This is a genomic window from Aquibium microcysteis (assembly GCF_014495845.1).
Lineage (GTDB): Bacteria > Pseudomonadota > Alphaproteobacteria > Rhizobiales > Rhizobiaceae > Aquibium > Aquibium microcysteis.
The window spans coordinates 6,006,560-6,025,732 of record NZ_CP061080.1 but is presented as its reverse complement, the minus strand read 5'-3'; the positions used below and the strand labels follow the sequence as shown (position 1 = coordinate 6,025,732).

17 protein-coding genes are annotated in these 19,173 nt (G+C 70.7%); 8 read left to right on the top strand and 9 right to left on the bottom strand.

The annotated features are described in order from the left end of the window. Positions 1 to 32: 32 nt before the first annotated feature. Positions 33 to 1,532, top strand: a complete 1,500-nt coding sequence (gene purF / locus IAI54_RS28370) for an amidophosphoribosyltransferase (protein ID WP_187970360.1) — start codon at positions 33 to 35, stop codon at positions 1,530 to 1,532. An 11-nt stretch (positions 1,533 to 1,543) separates the two neighbouring features. Here purF and sugE read toward each other — a convergent pair whose 3' ends face one another. Next, positions 1,544 to 1,861 (bottom strand): quaternary ammonium compound efflux SMR transporter SugE, encoded by a 318-nt coding sequence (gene sugE, locus IAI54_RS28365; protein ID WP_187970359.1) that lies wholly within the window; start codon positions 1,859 to 1,861, stop codon positions 1,544 to 1,546. Between the two features lie 190 nt (positions 1,862 to 2,051). Between sugE and IAI54_RS28360 the strand changes: the two genes are divergently transcribed. Continuing rightward, a complete protein-coding gene (locus IAI54_RS28360; protein WP_187970358.1) occupies positions 2,052 to 2,813 on the top strand; it encodes an SDR family NAD(P)-dependent oxidoreductase in 762 nt (253 codons plus the stop codon). 98 nt (positions 2,814 to 2,911) lie between these two features. Then, positions 2,912 to 3,142, top strand: a complete 231-nt coding sequence (locus tag IAI54_RS28355; protein WP_187970357.1) for a hypothetical protein — start codon at positions 2,912 to 2,914, stop codon at positions 3,140 to 3,142. A 54-nt stretch (positions 3,143 to 3,196) separates the two neighbouring features. Here IAI54_RS28355 and IAI54_RS28350 read toward each other — a convergent pair whose 3' ends face one another. Beyond that, on the bottom strand, positions 3,197 to 3,541 hold the full coding sequence (locus IAI54_RS28350) for a RidA family protein (RefSeq protein ID WP_187970356.1): 345 nt from the start codon (positions 3,539 to 3,541) through the stop codon (positions 3,197 to 3,199). 232 nt (positions 3,542 to 3,773) lie between these two features. On the opposite strand from IAI54_RS28350, the gene IAI54_RS28345 reads away from it, so the two are divergent. Then, positions 3,774 to 4,649 carry a DMT family transporter gene (locus IAI54_RS28345; protein ID WP_420838255.1) on the top strand — a complete coding sequence of 292 codons (876 nt, stop codon included), beginning with the start codon at positions 3,774 to 3,776 and terminating at the stop codon, positions 4,647 to 4,649. Here IAI54_RS28345 and pssA read toward each other — a convergent pair whose 3' ends face one another. The 3 genes from pssA to IAI54_RS28330 all read right to left on the bottom strand — a co-directional run bounded on the left by pssA (position 4,650) and on the right by IAI54_RS28330 (position 6,861). After that, positions 4,650 to 5,477 carry a CDP-diacylglycerol--serine O-phosphatidyltransferase gene (gene pssA, locus IAI54_RS28340; RefSeq protein WP_235679194.1) on the bottom strand — a complete coding sequence of 276 codons (828 nt, stop codon included), beginning with the start codon at positions 5,475 to 5,477 and terminating at the stop codon, positions 4,650 to 4,652. A gap of 3 nt (positions 5,478 to 5,480) precedes the next feature. Then, positions 5,481 to 6,176 carry a phosphatidylserine decarboxylase gene (locus IAI54_RS28335; RefSeq protein ID WP_187970355.1) on the bottom strand — a complete coding sequence of 232 codons (696 nt, stop codon included), beginning with the start codon at positions 6,174 to 6,176 and terminating at the stop codon, positions 5,481 to 5,483. Between the two features lie 277 nt (positions 6,177 to 6,453). Beyond that, positions 6,454 to 6,861 (bottom strand): hypothetical protein, encoded by a 408-nt coding sequence (locus IAI54_RS28330; RefSeq protein WP_187970354.1) that lies wholly within the window; start codon positions 6,859 to 6,861, stop codon positions 6,454 to 6,456. 1,198 nt (positions 6,862 to 8,059) lie between these two features. Here IAI54_RS28330 and IAI54_RS28325 point away from each other — a divergent pair. Then, on the top strand, positions 8,060 to 9,001 hold the full coding sequence (locus IAI54_RS28325; RefSeq protein WP_187968756.1) for an IS110 family RNA-guided transposase: 942 nt from the start codon (positions 8,060 to 8,062) through the stop codon (positions 8,999 to 9,001). A 621-nt stretch (positions 9,002 to 9,622) separates the two neighbouring features. On the opposite strand, the gene IAI54_RS28320 is transcribed toward IAI54_RS28325, so the two are convergent. From IAI54_RS28320 to IAI54_RS29075, 3 genes are all read right to left on the bottom strand, one after another. Continuing rightward, the gene (locus IAI54_RS28320; protein ID WP_187970353.1) at positions 9,623 to 11,512 is read right to left on the bottom strand and encodes an ABCB family ABC transporter ATP-binding protein/permease; all 1,890 of its coding nucleotides are present in this window, start codon (positions 11,510 to 11,512) and stop codon (positions 9,623 to 9,625) included. Positions 11,513 to 11,544: 32 nt separating this feature from the next. Next, a complete protein-coding gene (locus tag IAI54_RS28315) occupies positions 11,545 to 11,880 on the bottom strand; it encodes an ArsR/SmtB family transcription factor (RefSeq protein ID WP_187970352.1) in 336 nt (111 codons plus the stop codon). Between the two features lie 139 nt (positions 11,881 to 12,019). Further along, positions 12,020 to 14,605, bottom strand: a complete 2,586-nt coding sequence (locus IAI54_RS29075; RefSeq protein ID WP_235679193.1) for a LysM peptidoglycan-binding domain-containing protein — start codon at positions 14,603 to 14,605, stop codon at positions 12,020 to 12,022. 117 nt (positions 14,606 to 14,722) lie between these two features. Here IAI54_RS29075 and IAI54_RS28305 point away from each other — a divergent pair, with 117 nt between their 5' ends. Both IAI54_RS28305 and IAI54_RS28300 read left to right on the top strand, forming a co-directional pair. Then, complete coding sequence (locus IAI54_RS28305) at positions 14,723 to 15,334, top strand: LOG family protein (protein ID WP_187970351.1); 612 nt, start codon at positions 14,723 to 14,725, stop codon at positions 15,332 to 15,334. 586 nt (positions 15,335 to 15,920) lie between these two features. Continuing rightward, positions 15,921 to 16,688 carry an SOS response-associated peptidase gene (locus tag IAI54_RS28300; RefSeq protein ID WP_187970350.1) on the top strand — a complete coding sequence of 256 codons (768 nt, stop codon included), beginning with the start codon at positions 15,921 to 15,923 and terminating at the stop codon, positions 16,686 to 16,688. 81 nt (positions 16,689 to 16,769) lie between these two features. On the opposite strand, the gene IAI54_RS28295 is transcribed toward IAI54_RS28300, so the two are convergent. Continuing rightward, positions 16,770 to 16,952: a transcriptional regulator gene (locus IAI54_RS28295; RefSeq protein WP_187970349.1), complete on the bottom strand. Its 183-nt coding sequence runs from the start codon at positions 16,950 to 16,952 to the stop codon at positions 16,770 to 16,772. 418 nt (positions 16,953 to 17,370) lie between these two features. Here IAI54_RS28295 and cysS point away from each other — a divergent pair, with 418 nt between their 5' ends. Then, positions 17,371 to 18,894, top strand: coding sequence for a cysteine--tRNA ligase (gene cysS / locus IAI54_RS28290; RefSeq protein ID WP_187970348.1), 1,524 nt, complete (start codon positions 17,371 to 17,373; stop codon positions 18,892 to 18,894). The last annotated feature ends 279 nt before the right edge of the window (positions 18,895 to 19,173 follow it).

Below are 19,173 nucleotides of genomic sequence, written 5' to 3'. Positions count from 1 at the left end.
CCGGCGTTGCATGGCGCGAAAGGCCGATAGCCATGGCAGAGCGAGCCGACCACTCCTTCTCCGCATCCGCGCACGACGGCGGGCTTGCGGCGGAGGCAGACGACCATTTCCACGACGAATGCGGCGTGTTCGGCATCTTCGGCCGGCAGGATGCCGCGGCCATCGTCACGCTCGGCCTGCATTCGCTGCAGCACCGGGGGCAGGAAGCGGCCGGCATCGTCTCCTATGACGGCACGCAGTTCCACGTCGAGCGGCATGTGGGCCTGATCGGCGACACCTTCACCAAGCAGTCGGTGATCGACCGGCTGCAGGGCAACCGGGCGATCGGCCACACGCGCTACGCCACGACCGGTGGCGCGGGCCTGCGCAACGTCCAGCCCTTCTTCGCCGAACTCGCCGACGGCGGGCTGGCGGTGGCCCACAACGGCAACATCACCAATGCCATGACGGTGCAGCGCGTGCTGCAGAAGCAGGGCGCAATCTTCTCGTCGACCTCCGACACCGAGACGATCATGCACCTCGTCGCCACGAGCAAGGAGCGGGACCTCAACGCCCGCTTCGTCGATGCCATCCGCCAGATCGAGGGCGCCTTCTCGCTGGTGGCGCTGACGTCGAAGAAGATGATCGGCTGCCGCGACCCTCTGGGGATCCGCCCGCTGGTGCTGGGCGACCTCGACGGCGCCTGGATCCTCGCCTCGGAGACCTGCGCGCTCGACATCATCGGCGCCCGCTTCGTGCGCGACCTGAAGCCCGGCGAGATGGTCGTGGTCACCGCCAAGGGGATCGAGAGCCACTTCCCGTTCGAGCCGGTCAAGTCGCGCTTCTGCGTCTTCGAATACGTCTACTTCGCCCGCCCCGATTCCATCGTCGAGGGGCGCAACGTCTACGACGTGCGCAAGAAGATCGGCATGGAACTCGCCCGGGAGAACCCGGTCGAGGCCGACATCGTCGTGCCGGTGCCGGATTCGGGCACGCCGGCGGCGATCGGCTTCGCGCAGGAGGCCGGCCTGCCTTTCGAACTCGGCATCATCCGAAACCACTATGTCGGCCGGACCTTCATTTCGCCCGGCGATTCGATCCGCCACATGGGCGTGCGGCTGAAGCACAATGCCAACCGCAAGATCATCGAGGGCAAGCGGGTGGTGCTGGTCGACGATTCGATCGTGCGCGGCACCACCAGCCAGAAGATCGTCCAGATGGTGCGCGACGCCGGCGCGAAGGAAGTGCACATGCGCATCGCCTCGCCGCCGACGCGCGCCTCGTGCTTCTACGGCGTCGATACGCCGGAAAAGGCCAAGCTGCTCGCCTCGCGCATGTCCATCGAGGAGATGGCCGAGTTCATCCGCGTCAACACGCTGGGCTTCCTGTCGATCGACGGGCTCTACCGTGCCGTCGGCGAAGCGGCGCGCGATGCGCAGGCGCCGCAGTTCTGCGACGCCTGCTTCACCGGCGATTACCCGACCCGCCTGCTCGACATGGAGGGGACGGACAACGTCCGCACGCTCTCGCTGCTGGCGACCGGCGGGCAGTAGCCCGTCCGCCGTCAGGCGGAAACGAGCTTCAGCCCGAGGATGCCGGCAACGATGAGGCCTATGCAGGCGAGACGCAGCGCATCGGCCGGCTCGGCGAACAGAACGATGCCGAGGATGACGGTGCCGATGGTGCCGATACCGGTCCAGATGGCATAGGCGGTGCCGAGCGGAAGCGTCTTCAGCGCCAGGCCGAGCAGCCCGAGGCTGACGGCCATCGAGGCCACGGTGAGCAGGCTCGGCACGAGCCGCGTGAAACCGTGCGTGTACTTCATGCCGACGGCCCAGCCGATTTCGAACAGTCCGGCGGCGAACAGATAGATCCAGGCCATGCCCCGTCTCTCTCCTCTTGGAGATGGGGTCGTCCCCACCGATGTCGGATGAAAGCCGGGTCGTCCCGGCCGCACAATCCTCCAACGGCGGGCGGCCTTGGTCAAGCGGGGTTTTCCTGCCGCGCCGGTTCGGCTAAGCCGGCATCCATCGCGGCCCCCCGGCCGCCCGCAACCGACGACGGGAAGCGACATGTCCGACACACCAGATCTCACCGGCCGCATCGCACTCGTCACGGGCGCGTCGCGCGGCATCGGCTACTTCATCGCCCGGCAGATGGCGGCGGCGGGGGCGCACGTCGTGGCGGTGGCGCGCACGGTGGGCGGGCTGGAGGACCTCGACGACGCGATCAAGGCCGAGCGCGCGCGGACCGGCAAGGGCGAGGCGACGCTGGTGCCGCTCGACCTGACCGACATGGCCGGCATCGACCGGCTCGGCGGCGCGATCCACGAGCGCTGGGGCCGGCTCGACGTGCTGGTCGCCAATGCCGGCGTGCTGGGCGTCATCGGTCCCCTCGCCCATATCGAGGCGAAGGTGTTCGAGAAGGTGATGGCGGTGAACGTGACCGGCACCTGGCGGCTGATTCGCTCGGTCGACCCGCTTCTGCGGCTCTCCGATGCCGGCCGCGCGCTGGTGGTGTCGTCGGGTGCCGCCCATTCGGCGCGCGCCTACTGGGGACCCTACGCGGCCTCGAAGGCCGCGGTCGAGGCGATGGCCCGCTCCTGGGCCGACGAGACGAAGAACACGGCACTGAAGGTGGCGATCGTCAATCCGGGCGCCACCCGGACCGCGATGCGGGCGCAGGCCATGCCCGGCGAGGATCCCGCGACCCTGCCCCACCCGTCGGACATCGCCGCACGGATCGTGCCGCTCGCCGGACCGGCGCTCACCGAGACCGGCCTGATCTTCGACGCGCGGGCACAGGCCTTCCAGCGCAGCCGCATGCCTGCGTAAGGACGCCGCAGGACGGCGGGCGGCGCGGACGCCCGCTTCCCGGCAGTCGGGCACGGATGTAAGGTGCGCCGGAGTTGCAGCCGCCGCCGGGGCACGCCATGGAACTCATCTCCACCTTCGTCTGGTATCTCGTCGTCTCGGGTCCGCAGGGCGGCATGGTCGTCATGCCGAGCGGCTTCGACACGCGCGAGCAGTGCCAGGACGCCATCGTCGAATACGAAAAGCGGCCGGCCATCGGCTGGCAGGTGCAGTGCGTGCCTGCCGGGGCGGCCTTCTACTCGGAGGAGAGCGACCCGGGCATCGTGGAGATCCCGCCGAAGCCCGAGTGACGCCGGCCGGGCGGCGCCCCGGCCGGAGCGCCGCCTTCGCGAGGGCGCGCGCGATCAGATCGCCGCGACGACGATGATCTCGACGAGATGCTGGGCCGTGGCCAGCCGCGCCTCGCCGGTGGCGCGCGCCGGCGGGTTCGCCGGGTCGACCCAGACGTCCCAGACCGAATTCATGTCGGCGAAGTCGCGCATGTCGGCCAGCCAGATCGTTGCAGACAGCAGCTTCGACTTGTCCGAACCCGCCTCGGCGAGCAGACGGTCGATGGAGGCGAGCACTTCCTGCGTCTGCGCCTTCACGTCCTTGCCCGGCGTGCCGACCTGACCGGCGAGATAGACGGTGTTGCCGTGGACGACGGCCTGGCTCATGCGCTTGCCGGGTTCGATGCGGCGGATGGACATGTCGGGTTCTCCCTGGTTGCAATGGGTCCGCCGGCTCAATAGCGGATCGGGCCGCGCGAGGACAGGCCCGGCGACGCGATCATGCCCGGCCCCGTTGCTTCCTCCCGATCCTGCCAAGCCGGCGGCCGCCGTCGGACGGCCCGCTGGCCCCATGCATCGTATACCGTGGCGCAGGGCCGGCCCGGTGGCGCCCTCTACAGCAGAGGATCACGGAACGACGGTGCGAATTCGGATGTCGGCAGTCATCAGCGGGCGGGAACAGGTCTTCGCGGGCATCCTGCTGACGAGCGTCGGCTACTTCCTGTTCTCGCTGCAGGACGCGGCCATCAAGCTGATGGTGGTCGGCTTCTCGGTCTGGCAGATCCTGCTCTTCCGCTCGGCCACCGTGGTGGCGATCGCGATGGCCATCGGCGGGCGCAAGGCGGTGGCGGATGCCGCGAACTCCCCCGTGCTCGTGGCGATGCTGCTGCGCAGCTTCGTCATCCTCGCTGCCTGGCTGTGCTTCTACACGGCCGCGCGGGACCTGCAGCTGGCGGAGCTGACGACGATCTACTTCGCCGCGCCGATCATCGTCACGATCCTGTCGGTCTGGCTGCTGAAGGAGGTGGTGCCGCCGGTGCGGTGGGTGGCGGTGGTCACGGGGTTCGTCGGCGTCTTCATCGCCTGCAACCCGCTGGCGATCGGGCTGTCGCTGCCGGTGCTGATGGTGCTCGCCGCCGCGGCGCTGTGGGGCTTCTCGATCGTGCTCATCCGCAAGATCGCGCTCGGCGAGCGGACGCTGGTGCAGCTCCTGCTCAACAACGGCTTCTTCCTGGTGATCGCGGGCGTGCCGACGCTGTTCGTGTGGCAGACGCCCAGCCTGCCCGAGCTGGCGCTGCTCGTCGGCACCGGCATCTGCGGCGGGCTGGCGCAGTTCTGCCTGTTCGAGGGGATGCGCAAGGCGGAAGCCTCCGTCGTGGCGCCGTTCGAATACACCTCGCTGGTCTGGTCCTTCGTGCTGGGCTTCCTGATCTGGGGCGACGTGCCGCGGCCGGGCGTGGTGATCGGCGCGGTGCTGATCTTCTCGGCCGGACTGATGATCATCCTGTCGGAGCGGCGGCGCGGCTGATCAGCCCGTCCCCGAAGGCGGTTCGGCGCCGCCCTGCTGCTCCGCCGTCTCGCGGCGGCGGTAGCCGATCCAGCTGACCGGGATGAAGGCGAGGTAGGCCAGCGCCGTCACCGTCATCGTGTGCCAGGGATAGTTGAACAGCAGCAGCACGTAGAGCACGATCACCAGGAGCAGCGGCAGCATCAGGTCGCCGCGGATGCGACCCATGTTCTTTCCCGACCAGAGCGGGATGCGGCTGACGAGCAGGAAGGCGACCAGCGCCGTGAAGACCGTGGAAAACCAGGCGAAGCCCACCGAGGGCGGGAAGCCGAGAAAGCCGAGATAGGCCGGCAGCAGCACCAGCATCGCGCCGGCCGGTGCCGGCACCCCGGTGAAGTAGCCCGAGCGCCAGTTGTCGCGGTCGGGCTCGTGCGCCATGACGTTGAAGCGGGCGAGCCTGAGCCCGCAGGCGATGGCGAAGAGCAGCGCGGCGATCCAGCCCGGCGCGCCGGCGCCGTCGAGCAGATAGGCATAGAGGACGAGACCCGGCGCGACGCCGAAATTGACGATGTCGGCCAGCGAATCCATCTCGGCGCCGAATTTCGACGTCGCCTTCAGCGCCCGCGCCACCCGGCCGTCCAGCCCGTCGAGGAAGGCGGCGAGCAGCACCATCGACACGGCGAGCTCGATGCGGCCCTCGAAGGCCAGCCGGATGCCCGTCAGCCCGGCGCAGATGGCGAGCACCGTGACGAGGTTGGGCAGCACCATGCGCAGCGGAATCTCGCGGATGCGCGGTCCGCGCGGATCGGCCGGCCGCGGCGCCTCGCCCGGGTGCAGGGGATCGGCCACCGCTCAGGTCACCCGCATCAGCGGCGTGGCGATACCGCCGAACTCGGCCAGCACCGTCTCGCCCGCCACCGCCGTCTGGCCGTGGAACACCTTGGCCACCGCACCCGCCGGCAGGAACACGTCGACGCGCGAGCCGAAGCGGATCAGGCCGATGCGGTCGCCCACCGAAATGTTGGTCGCCTCCTCGACGAAGCACAGGATGCGCCGCGCGACCAGGCCGGCGATCTGGACGGTGGCGACGGGACCGTTCGGGCTGTCGATGACGAGACCGTTGCGCTCGTTCTCCTGGCTCGCCTTGTCGAGTTCGGCGTTGAGGAATTTTCCGGCCCGGTGCTCGATGCGGCTGATGCGGCCGCGCACCGGCGCGCGGTTCACGTGGCAGGAGAAGACGTTCATGAACACGGAGATGCGCAGCATCTCGGTATCGCCGAGCCCGAGTTCGCGCGGCGGCACGGCCGGCCCGACGGCCGAGACGATGCCGTCGGCCGGGCTGATCACCAGCCGGTCGTCGACCGGCGTGACCCGCTCGGGATCGCGGAAGAAATAGGCGCACCACAGGGTCAGGATGGCGCCGATCCAGAACAGGCTGGTGGAGAAGACGCCCAGGATGATCGACGCCCCGGCGAAGGCGGCGATGAAGGGCCAGCCCTCGCGGTGGACGGGGACGAAGGCGTTCCTGATGGAATCCTGGATGCTCATGCGCTGGGGTCGTTCCTGCTTCGGTGGGCCGATGATTAGCGGAAAGGCCGGACCGTCGCAACGCGCGGCTGGGCCAGGCGTTCCGGCCCGAGCGTCCCCCGAGGCCCGCGCGCCGGCGCCGGTCTCGCGATCCCCGCCTTTCCGCCAGCGCTGCGTCGTTCAGCGCCAACACCCGCGGGCCGGGAGGCGGTTTTGCCGCCCGGCCTGTCGGGGTGCGGGGAACTGCGGGGCGGCCGGCGCAGGGACGGTCCGGGTGCCCGCGGCGGCAGGACGGGTGTCAGGACGTGTCGGGCGCGCGCGGCGGTAGTGCGCGCGTGAGCGCGCCTGCCCCGGGGCCGCAGGCGGTCCTGCCGGGCACCCGGTCGCGGCCGCCCGAGTGCTCGAGCAGGGCGCCGAGCACCATGGCGAGCCAGCGCAGGCGCCAGGCCATCAGGACCGCATCCATCGGCCCGGCGTCGCCCGGACCGGCCGCGGGCGCGAGTTCGGCCGCGAGAACAGCCGGCTTGACGCCGAGTTCCCAGGCGACGTGGTCGAGCGCGACGCGTTCGCCGCGGCGCAGGAAGAACAGCACCAGCCACCGTACGGGATGGGCGCGGCCGGCGGCGGCGTCGGCCAGGCCGGCCAGCGCGACCAGCGTCGCGATGATCCGCCTCAGCTTCCGTCCATCCCCCCGCGACCCGCCCACGCTCTCGTCCTCCTTCGACCGCGGCGCAGTATGGGGCCGATGGCCGGGGGTGTGGAAAGAGCGGCCGAAATTTCGTGCAAGCGGTTGATTTCGCTGGCGGTAACGCGCGCGTTCTGCGCGCCGCTCTCGCCGGGGGAGGACGGCCGCTGCGGCCGGCCTCTCGTCCTCCACCCCACGAAGTGGGGGCGGAGGTGGCGTCGCGAAGCGACGACGGAGGGGGGGGCGCTGGAGGATGAGGCGCTGACGGTGACGAGGGCCGCGACCGTGGAGCGGCGCCGGCGGGCGACGGCGCCGACGGTCGGCGGCGCGGGCCTCGTCGTGCACCGGATCGCGGGGCGCGGCCGGCGAGGCATGGATCCCGGATACGTCGTCCTGCGCTGCGCTTGGACGCCGTTCCGGGATGACGAAGGAACGGAGGCGGCGCGAGGGTGGCGGCGGTCGCGGACCCGACGGCTGCCTGTCCTCCACCCCACGAAGTGGGGGCGGAGGTGGCGTCGCGAAGCGACGACGGAGGGGGGGCGACGCTGGAGGATGCGGCGCTGACGGTGACGACGGCCGCGACCGTGGAGCGGCGCCGGAGGCGCCGGCGGTCGGCGGCGCGGGCCTCGTCGTGCACCGGATCGCGGGGCGCGGCCGGCGAGGCATGGATCCCGGATACGTCGTCCTGCGCTGCGCTTGGACGCCGTTCCGGGATGACGAGGTCGAGGGGCGGTGACGGCGGCGGCGGTCGCGGACCCGACGGCGGCTGCCTGTCCTCCACCCCACGAAGTGGGGGCGGAGGTGGCGTCGCGAAGCGACGACGGAGGGGGGGCGCGACGCTGGAGGATGCGGCGCTGACGATGACGAGGGCCGCGACCGTGGAGCGACGCCGACGGCGCCGGCGGTCGGCGGCGCGTGCCTCGTCGTGCACCGGATCGCGGGGCGCGGCCGGCGAGGCATGGATCCCGGATACGTCGTCCTGCGCTGCGCTTGGACGCCGTTCCGGGATTGTTTGAGCCGAACGGGGTAGTGTTGGATGAGGCTGCGGGCTCGAACACCCGCAGCCTCGGCGGCAGGCGACCGTTTCCGGGATCGGGCCGACACCCGACGTCATCAAGGCTCCCTGCCGCCTTTGCACCACCGCTTGGAGAGTTGATCGGGCCCCTGACGCGCCGTCACGCCCGCAAACAATCCGAAGCCCGCAAAGGATAGCACCCTCATGGCCTTTCTGCACCACCCGCCCGCCTGCTGCCTCGGCGTCGATGTCGCCAAGGACAGTCTCACCGTCAGCAACGGCCGCCAGGCCGCCGCGACCATCGACAACAGCCGATCCGCCATTCGCGCCATGCTCAAGAAAGCCCGGCCCGACCTCGTCGTCTGCGAGCCTACCGGCGGCTACGAACTGCTGCTTCTGGAGGAATGCCTCAAGGCCGGAATCGCCTGCCACCGTGCCGACACCCTGAAGCTCAAGAGCTTCATCCGCTCCTTTGGCACGCTCGGCAAGAGCGATGCCATCGACGCCGCCCAAATGGCCGCCTATGCGCGCGAGCGCTGGGCCAAGCTGTCTTTGTGGCAGGCGCAAGACGCCGACGAGAGGCAGTTGCAGGTCCTGGTGCGGCGTAGGGCCGACCTCGTCGCCTTCAGGGTCGCCGAGCGCAACCGCTCCAGGGCGCCCGGCGCCAAGGCACTCGCAGCCTCCTTCAAGGCCATGCTGGCCGCCATCGAGCAACAGATCGACAAGCTCGACGCGGCGATCGCCGCCCTCGTCGCACGCAGCCAGAGCCTGCGCCAACGCATCGCCGTGTGCACCGCCATGAACGGCATCGGCCTCACATGCGCCGCAACCCTCATCGCCCAGATGCCCGAACTCGGCTCCCTCCAGCGCAGGCAGGCCGCCGCCCTGGCCGGGACAGCTCCCCACCCCAACGAGAGCGGAACCGCAACCGGCCGGCGGCGGCAACGCGGCGGCAGGCCGCAGATCAGAACAGCCCTGTTCATGCCGGCACTGCGCGCAGCCGCCGGCAGAGGCGAGTTCGCATCCTTCTACAAACGCCTCGTCGACAACGGAAAACGCCCCATCGTCGCAATCGCCGCAGTCATGCGAAAGATCATCGTCACCCTCAATGCAAGGCTCAGAGACGCACAATCGGCTCAGAGTTGATGACGAAGGTCGAGGGGCGGTGACGGCGGCGGCGGTCGCGGACCCGACGGCGGCTGCCTGTCCTCCACCCCACGAAGTGGGGGCGGAGGTGGCGTCGCGAAGCGACGACGGAGGGGGGGCGCTGGAGGATGAGGCGCTGACGGTGACGAGGGCCGCGACCGTGGAGCGGCGCCGACGGCGCCGGCGGTCGGTGGCGCGTGCCTCGTCGTGCACCGGATCGCGGGGCGCGGCCGGCGAGGCATGGATCCCGGATACGCCGTCCTGCGCTGCGCTTGGACGCCGTTCGGGGATGACGAAGGAAGGGAGGCGGCGCGAGGGTGGCGGCGGTCGCGGACCCGACCGCGGCTGCCTGTCCTCCACCCCACGAAGTGGGGGCGGAGGTGGCGTCGCGAAGCGACGACGGAGGGGGGGACGCTGGAGGATGAGGCGCTGACGGTGACGACGGCCGCGACCGTGGAGGGGCGCCGGAGGCGCCGACGGTCGGCGGCGCGTGCCTCGTCGTGCGCCGGATCGCGGGCGCGGCGGGCGAGGCATGGATCCCGGATACGTCGTCCTGCGCTGCGCTTGGACGCCGTTCCGGGATGACGAAGGTGGAGGGGGGCCTGCCGGCGGGCGGAATGCCTATGCCCCGACCTCCGGGGTACGGCGGCGGATGAGGACGCCCAGTTCGTCGGTCTCGCGGGCGATGCGCAGACGTTCCTCGGCTTCGGTAGCCTCGCGCTGGCGGTCCCACATGTCGGCGTAGAGGCCCCTGGCGTCGAGCAGGGCGCGGTGGGTGCCCTTTTCGGCGATGCGGCCGTCCTTCAGGACGATGATCTCGTCGGCGGAGATGACGGTGGAGAGGCGGTGGGCGATGACCAGCGTGGTGCGGCCGCGGCTGACCAGATCGAGCGCGGCCTGGATCTCCTGCTCGGTGTGGGTGTCGAGCGCCGACGTCGCCTCGTCGAGGATGAGGATGGGCGGCGCCTTGAGGATGGTGCGGGCGATGGCCACGCGCTGCTTCTCGCCGCCGGAGAGCTTCAGCCCGCGCTCGCCGACCATGGAGCGGTAGCCGTCCGGCAGGGCCTCGATGAAGGCGCCGATCTGGGCGAGTTCGGCGGCCTTGCGGATCTCGTCCTCGGAGGCGGAGAAGCGGCCGTAGCGGATGTTGTAGAAGATGGTGTCGTTGAACAGCACCGTGTCCTGCGGCACCATGCCGATGGCGCCGCGCAGGCTCTCCTGCGTGACGTCGCGCACGTCCTGGCCGTCGATGGTGATGGCGCCCGACTGGATGTCGTAGAAGCGGAAGAGCAGGCGCGACAGGGTGGACTTGCCGGCACCCGACGGGCCGACGATGGCGACCGTCCTGCCGGCCGGCACCTCGAAGGTGATGCCCTTGAGGATGGGCCGCGCCGGATCGTAGGCGAAGTGGACGTCGTCGAAGCGCACCGCGCCGTCCTTCACCACCAGCGCGGCGGCGCCCGGCCTGTCCTTCACCTCCTGGTCGACGTCGAGCAGGTCGAACATGTTCTCGATGTCGGTGAGACCCTGGCGGATCTCGCGGTAGATGAAGCCGATGAAGTTGAGCGGCACGGAAAGCTGCATCAGCATGGCGTTGACGAAGACGAAGTCGCCGATGGTCTGGGTGCCGCGCGTGACCTCCCACGCCGAGAGCGCCATGACGATGGCCATGCCGACGCCGAAGATGACGCCCTGGCCGAAGTTCAGCCAGCCGAGCGAGGTCCAGGTCTTGGTGGCGGCCTCCTCGTAGCGCTCCATCGAGCGGTCGAAGCGGCGGGCCTCCATCTCCTCGTTGTTGAAGTACTTCACCGTCTCGAAGTTGAGGAGCGAATCGACGGCCTTGGTGTTGGCGTCGGTGTCGCTATCGTTCATCTCGCGCCGGATGGAGATGCGCCAGTCGCTCGCCTTGACGGTGAACCAGGTGTAGAGCCAGACGGTGACGGCGATGACGGCGACGTAGATCCAGCCATAGGCGACCGCGAAGATGACGGCCACCAGCGCGAACTCGATGACCGTGGGCAGCGTGTTCAGGATGGTGAAGCGGACGATGGTCTCGATGCCCTTGACGCCGCGCTCGATGACGCGCGACAGGCCGCCGGTGCGGCGCTCGAGATGGAAGCGCAGCGACAACGCGTGCAGGTGCACGAAGGTGCGGTAGGCGAGCTGGCGCACGGCGTGCTGGCCGACGCGGGCGAACAGCGCGTCGCGCAGCTGGTTGAAGCCGAGCTGGACGACGCGCACGACGTTGTAGGCGACGACGAGCATCAGGGGGCCGGCGAGCACGGCCGGTATCCAGGCCGGCGCACCGCCCTCGCCGGAGAGCGCGTCGGTGGCCCATTTGAAGAAGTAGGGCACGCCGACCAGCACGAGTTTGGCGACGACCAGGAAGGCGGTCGCCAAGACGACGCGCAGCTTCAGGTCGGCGCGGTCGGCGGGCCACATGTAGGGCCATAGATTGGCAAGCGTGGAAAACAGCGAGCCGGAGTCGGCGGATACGGTCTTGTCGGCCACGATGGGCTCCCCTGGGTCGTGTTCCTCGGGTGTCAGTCTTTCTGCCGGCCGGCGCAGCAGGCGCCGAGCAGGGTGCCGACCTCCCCCGCGAGCCTGTCGAGAGCGGGGCGGTTGACGGTGTAGCGCGAGCGGCGGTTCTGCGGCTCGTAGAGCACCAGCCCGGCCGATACCAGCACCTTGAGATGCTGCGACACGGTGGACTGGGCAAGGTCGATGCGTTCCACCACCTCGCGGCAGCAGCAGGCCTCGTGCTGAGCCAGATGGCGCAGGATCGCCAGCCGGGCGGGGTGGCCGAGCGCGGCCAGCGCGGCCGCGAGACGGTCGTCAGGCGTGTCGGGCGGAGCGGAGAAGGCCAGCGTCGAAATCATCGTTCATCGTCGATAAACGATGGAAACAAATCCCGCAAGGGCCATGGCAGGGCGCGACCGGGACGGTGGTGCCGTCCCGGAACGGAAACGGCCCGCCGCGAGGGCGACGGGCCGGCGGTTCGCGGGCGAAAGCCCTCGCTTATTGCGCGGCCGTGGCCGGCGCGGGCGTGACGACCTGGGCGCCCATGGCCTCGAGATCGGCCGCCTCGCCCTCGGTGGTCTTGTCGGGCACGCGGAAGACCTGGCCGGGCCAGATGCGGTCCGGATCCTCGATCTGCTCCTGGTTGGCGAGGTAGATGGTGGAATAGCGCACCCCGCGGCCATAGACGCGCCGCGAGATCCGCCACAGCGTGTCGCCGCGCCGGATGATGACGGACCCGTCGACCGACTGCAGCGGAGCCGCCATGACGGTGACGACGCCGTCGGACGCGGGCTCGGTCGCGGCGGCGACGTCGGCGGCGGGCTTCTCGGCGGTCGGCTGGGGATCGGCGGCGGCGACCTGCGGAGCGGCGGGCGTCGCAGGCTCGGTGCCGGTGGCGGCGGGCTCTGCGGCGGTCGCGGCAGGCTCTGCGGCGGCCTCGGCGGCAGGTGCCGCGGGCTGCGCGGCGGCGGCCATTTCAGCGGGCTTCTCGGCCGTCGGCCGGGCGGGATCGGCAGCGGCCATCTGCGGGGCGGCGGGCGCGGCAGGCTCGGTGCCGGTCGCGGCGGGCTCTGCGGCAGACGTCGCAGGCTCTGCGGCTGCCTCGGCGGCAGGTGTAGCCGGCTGCGCCGCGGGCTGGGACTCGGCGGCGGCGATCCCGGGCGAGGGCTTCTCGGCGGTCGGCTGGGCCGGATCGGCAGCGGCGACCTGCGGGGCGGTTCCATCCGCGGGCTGCGCGGCAGGCGCGGCGGGCTCGGCAGCCGGTGCGGCCGGCTGCGCGGCGGCCATCTCGGCGGCGGGCTTCTCGGCGGTCGGCTGGGCCGGATCGGCCGCGGCGACCTGGGGGACGGTTCCATCCGCGGGCTGCGCGGCAGGCGCGGCGGGCTCGGCAGCCGGTGCGGCCGGCTGCGCGGCGGCGTCGGCCGCGGGTGCCGCGGGTGCCGCGGGCTGCGGCGCGGCGGCGTCGGCCGCGGGTGCCGCGGGCTGCGGCGCGGCGGCGGCCGTGTCGGCGGGCTTCTCGGCGGTCGGCTGGGCCGGATCGGCCGCGGCGACCTGCGGGGCGGTTCCATCCGCGGGCTGCGCGGCAGGCGCGGCGGGCTGAGCGGCGGTATCGGCAGGCGGCGCGGCCGGTTCGGCGACGGTGGCCTGCCCGACGGCGGGGGGCGGTGCGGCGACGGCGGCGATGGATTCGCCGGCTTCGCGCTGGAACGGCACCGCGGCGCGGGCGACGACCTTGCGGCCGCCGTCGGCGATCAGGTCGGCGCGGACGATGTAGTCGCCCACGGGCAGGTCGCGCTCGGTCTCGATGAGGAAACGGCCGGCTTCGGAGGCCACCGCCTCGCCGAGCAGGATGGCATTGGCGTAGACCCGCACGGTCAGGCCGGGCGAGGCCATGCCCGCCACGAAGACGGTGCGGCCCTCGATCTCGACCGCCTCGACGCGGACGGCGGGCTGTTCGGCGCCGGTCGGGGCCGGTGCGGCCGGCTCGGCCGGCTCGGCCGGCGCCGCCGGATCGACCATGGCGACCTGCGCCTCGCCAGCAGCGGCGGGCTCTGCCGACGCCGCAGCGGTCGCAGGTGCCGTACCGGCGGCGGACGGCGCATCGCTGCCAGCGGAGGCAACCGGGGCGGCGCCAGCGGCGGGCGCCTCCGGGGCGGCGGCTTCCGCGACGGCCTCGCCCGCGGGTGCGGCCTGGCCATCGGCGGGAGAAGCGGCGGCGGCTGTCGGCGCGGCCTCGGGCGCGGCCGCGACGGCGGGGGCTTCGGCGGCTGCCGTCGCGGCCGGCGCACCGGCCTCCGCGGCCGGCTTTGCCTCGGCGGTCACCGCGCCGGCGGGTGCAGCTTCGGAGGCCGGAGCATCGGCAGCCGGGGCCGCCGCGGCGGCGACGGTCTGGTCCGCTGGCGCCGGTGCGGCGGCGACTTCGGTTTCGGGTGCGGCAGGTTCGGCAGCGGGCGCGGCGTTCGGCGCATCGGCGGCTGCCGGCGCGGGCGTACCGGCGAGGTCGGCGGGCGGCGTGCCGCCTTCGGGTACGGTGATCAGCCGGCTCGCCTTGCCGGGCTCCTCGACCAGCGCCAGAACCTCGCCAGAGGGCGAATCAGGCACCGAGACGAGAGCCGTCTCCAGAGAGGTCGCGACGACGTTGTCGGGCGAGGTCGCCCGCAGGACGATCTGGTAGTTGCCGGGCTTCAGCGGCTCGTCGAGCACGACGACGAAGTCCTGATCGGCATTGGCGGTCGTCCGGGCGATGACACTGGAGCCGACGACGACCTCGATGGCGGACTGCGGGGCGGCGCGGCCGGCGATGACCATCGAACCGTCCGGCTCGACGCGCAGCAGATCGAAGGTCGGCACGGAAACCTGTGGATCCGCAACGGCTTGCGGCTGCGGCACGGCGGCCCCCTCCGGGGCAGCCGCGGGTGCGGCCTCGGGAGCCGCCGCGGGCGCCGTGCCCTCGGCGGGAAGGGACGCGACCTGCGGCGCTTCGACGGGCGAGCTCCGGCCCGGGCCGTCGACGTAATAGGCGACCCCTCCCACGGTGGCGAGACCGCCGATGAGGAAGAGCAGCACCTGCAAGGGAGAATTCACCGTCAAGCCCCCGATCTTTTGCCGATTATCCTCGCTCTAGCGCGTTTTTTGCACTGCCACAAGAAAAACGCCCCGTGACGTCTTGACCGCTCCGGTACCGGCAGGCCCATTGCCGCCATGAGCACGATTCGTTCCATCTGCGTCTACTGCGGTTCCTCGCCGGGCCGGCAATCCCTCTATGTCGAGGCCGGCAAGGCGCTCGGGCGCTCGATCGCGCAGGCCGGGCTCAGGCTGGTCTATGGCGGCGGCACCAAGGGCATCATGGGCGCGGTGGCCGACGGCGCGATGGCGGCCGGCGGCCCGGTGACCGGCATCATCCCGCGCTTCCTGATGACCAAGGAGCGGACCGCCTCCGATCTCGACCGGCTGGACGAACTCGTGATCACCGAGGACATGCACCAGCGCAAGCACATGATGTTCGAGAAATCCGACGCCTTCGTGGCGCTGCCGGGCGGCATCGGCACGCTGGAGGAGATCGTCGAGATCATGACCTGGGCGCAGCTCGGCCGCCACCGCAAGCCGATCGTCTTCGCCAATCTCGACGGCTTCTGGAACCCGATGACGGCCCTGCTCGACCACATGCGCGCGGAGGGTTTCGTGCACACGGGACACCTGGTGCAGCCGCTGATCGTGGACGCCGTTGCGGACGTCGTGCCGGCGATCGTGGAGACGGCGCGGGCGGCGGCGGCTGAGGCTGAAGGGGATGCGGGCGTGATCGGGCGGCTGTGAGGGCTCGCGTTCGGGCGATCGTCCGTCCGCCATGGCCCGTCTTGTGAGTCAGGCAGCAGCTTGGCTCCGCTGGCGCCCTACGACACCCCCCTCTGCCTGCCGGCATCTCCCCCTCAAGGGGGGAGATCATGCGCTCCGCCGGCTTCGCCAATCGCAGACGGTGCACGATTGCTCGCGATGCAAGAGAGGCGGCGGCGGCCCGAGCTGCCGATCTCCCCCCTTTGAGCGGGAGATGCCGGCAGGCAGAGGGGGGTGCGCCGGGGCGCAAGGCTCCTTCACGATGCTTTGACCGTTGGACGGCCGAGCGCTCCGGCCCGCTCGCGTCCGGCGGCGGCTGGTACTTCCAGTCGCTGAAGGGGCGATGACGCTGACGGCGACGTGTTCACGCTGATGAACGTGCTGCACCAAGAGGTCGGCATCGTCGGGCTGTTCTCGGACCGGCCGGCGACGACGACCTACTATGCCAACTGCTTCGGGCTGGAATAGGCGGCGGGTCCCCTGCCCTTCGGCCGGATGCCGGCGCGCGGTCCCTGCCGCCGTGCCTCGCCGCTTGACCTTTGCGGCGCGGGCCGCCAAGTCTGGCGGCATGTGCGGACGGTTCACATTGGCGGCGACGCCGGAAGAGGTGGCGGCGTTCCTGGCGACGCTGGAGCTCGAGGCCTTTCCGCCGCGCTACAACATCGCGCCGACGCAGCCGATCCTGCTCGCCATGGCGGGACCGCCGCGCGAGCCGGGCTCGAACCTGCCCGACCGGGTGGCGCTGCTGGTGCGGTGGGGGCTGATCCCGGGGTGGTGCAAGGACCCCAAGGCGCTGCCGCTCCTGATCAATGCGCGCTCGGAGACGGCGGCCGAGAAGAACGCCTTCCGCGCCGCCATGCGGCATCGCCGCGCGCTGATCCCGGCGACGGGGTTCTACGAGTGGAAGCGCGAGGGGAAGGCCAAGCAGGCCTATCTGATCCGGCCGAAGGGCGGCGGGCTGATGGCGTTCGGCGCGCTGATGGAGACCTATGCGGAGCCGGGCGGCGGCGAGATCGACACCGGCGCGATCCTGACGACCGCTGCGAACGACCAGATCGCCGAAATCCACGACCGCATGCCGGTGGTGATCCGCCCGGCGGACTTTGCGCGCTGGCTGGATTGCCGCGGCCGGGAGCCGCGCGACGTGGCCGACCTGCTCGCCCCGGTCGAGCCCGGCTTCTTCGAGGCGATCGCGATTTCGGACAAGGTGAACAAGGTGGCCAACACCGGCCCCGACATCCAGGAGCCGATCGCCAGCGCGAAGCCGGCGGCCGTCCTGGTGCCGAAGGCGGCCCGGAACCCCGCGCCGCCCGCCGATCAGCTCAAGCTGTTCTGAAATGCGCCCCGCCGGCGGTCAGCAGCGCCGTTCGCGGTGGTGGAAGGTGCCGGCGCCGCTTCGAGCACCGGACGACATGCGTCAGTCGGTGTCCTTGTGGGACGACAGCGGACCCGTCGCCGGGGCGACACCGGACTGCTTCGTCTTCTTGTGAGAGCAGACGAGCGCCGCCAGGACGGCGGCAGGGCCGATGGTGCGGAACTTGTCGAGCTGGGGGCCGGCCTTGGCGCGTTCGCTGTCGGCCTGGGTGGCGGTGCGTTGCATCGTCTTTTCCCTCGGGGTCCTCTGTGTCCGGGCTCTGCGGCCCGCGTTGGCGCAGGTGGTGATCGATTTCGTCCGAAACATGGCCGAACCACCGCTTATCCCGAATATCCGACTCGGCGGGCGGGAACTGTGAAATCTGCCCCATTGGCTGTTGCAGGAGCGACACAGGCGGCGGCGTCCGCCCGCTTGACGCGGCAGGAGACGGGCGGCATAAAGCGGGCGATGAAAACGACCGTCGCCATTACCGGCATCTGCATTTGTGGCTAGCGCTCGCGCTGGTCCGGACGTTTTCACCCTTTCTCCCAGGAAAAGAAAAACGCCCCGGCCAGCCGGCGGGTGAATTCTTTCGCGTCCCGGCGGGGCGCGGTTCTGGAAACATGGCGCCGGCGCCTCAGCCGGGCCTCTTGGGGAAGACGAAATGTCCGAGGGACTTCGCCTCTACAACACGCTGACGCGCGCCAAGGAGCCGTTCGCGCCGATCGACCCCGCCAACGTGCGCATGTATGTCTGCGGCCCGACGGTCTACGACTACGCCCATATCGGCAATGCGCGGCCGGCGATCGTGTTCGACGTGCTGTTCCGGCTGCTCAGGCACGTCCACGGGGCGGACAACGTCACCTATGTCCGCAACATCACCGACGTCGACGACAAGATCAACGCGCGGGCGCTGCGCGATTTCGGCGCCGAGATCGAGGCCGGGACGCTGTCGCTCAACGAGGCGATCCGCAAGGTGACGGAGACGACCTACGACCAGTACCAGAAGGACGTGGCCGCGCTCGGCTGCCTGCCGCCGACGGAGCAGCCGCGGGCGACGGAGCACATCCCGCAGATGCGCGCGCTGATCGACCGGCTGGTCGAGCGCGGCGTGGCCTACGTGGCCGAGGACCACGTGCTGTTTTCGCCGAAGGCCATGAACGGCCGCCCGGGCCTGCGCTACGGCTCGCTGTCGAAGCGCCCCTTCGACGAGATGCTGGCCGGCGCCCGCGTCGACGTGGCCTCCTACAAGCGCGACGAGATGGACTTCGTGCTCTGGAAGCCGTCGAAGCCGGGGGAACCCGGCTGGCCCTCGCCTGCCGGCATCGCCGTCGACGGGCGTCCCGGCTGGCACATCGAGTGCTCGGCCATGTCGATGGCCAAGCTGCTCGAGCCCTATGGCGGCGGCCTGACCTGCGACGACCCGACGAAGAACATGTTCGACATCCATGGCGGCGGGCTCGACCTCATCTTCCCCCACCACGAGAACGAGATCGCCCAGTCCTGCTGCGCGCTGGGCACCGAGGCGATGGCGACGGTGTGGATGCACAACGGCTTCGTGCAGGTCGAGGGCCGCAAGATGTCGAAGAGCGAGGGGAATTTCGTCACGATCCATGATTTGCTGGAGACGGACAGGTTCGGGGGGCGGAAGTGGCCGGGCGAGGTGCTGCGGCTGGCGATGCTGATGACGCATTATCGCGAGCCGATCGATTTCAGCGTGCGGCGGCTGGAGGAGGCACTCTCAATGTGGACCCGCTGGGCACGCGCACTGGCAGAGCCTCATGATCCCGAACTCCAAGTTCCGTCAGAGTTCATCGAAGCGGTGGGTAACGACCTGGATCTGGCGGCAGCGTTTCGTTTGATTTCGCGATACGATTCAGCTGCTTTCAGGAGCGGACTTACCGGGCACGAAAGTGACGGCGAGATCGAGGCGAGACGCCGGGAGGGCGCGAGCAAGCTCGCAGCCGCTCTAAAGTTCCTGGGCATTGACTGGGCATCTGGGATGACGGAACGGGAAGAGACGGTAATTCGCAAAGTCGTCCAACACCGCCTCGCCTTCATCGCCCAGAAGAACTGGGCCGAGGCCGACCGGATCCGCGACGAGCTGCTGGCGCAGGGGATCCAGCTGAAGGACGGGAAGGATCCCGTGACCGGCGCGCGGGTGACGACGTGGGAGGTGAGGCGGTGAGGGTGGAGCGCGACGGCGTCGAGAGGTTGGCGTCCGGGCGCCCCCCTCTGCCCTGCCGGGCATCTCCCCCACGAGGGGGGAGATCGGCAGCTTCGGCGGCGGAGCGCGACCTGCCGACGTCGGAATTGAGCGAACACGGCAGAGTGAGTGATCTCCCCCCTCGTGGGGGAGATGGCCGGCAGGCCAGAGGGGGGCGCGACGGAGCGAGACGCCTGTCAAGAAAGGTGCGCCGTAGAGTGCTGACGGGCTCGCAGATGCGTCCCCAACAGACCGCCTGAC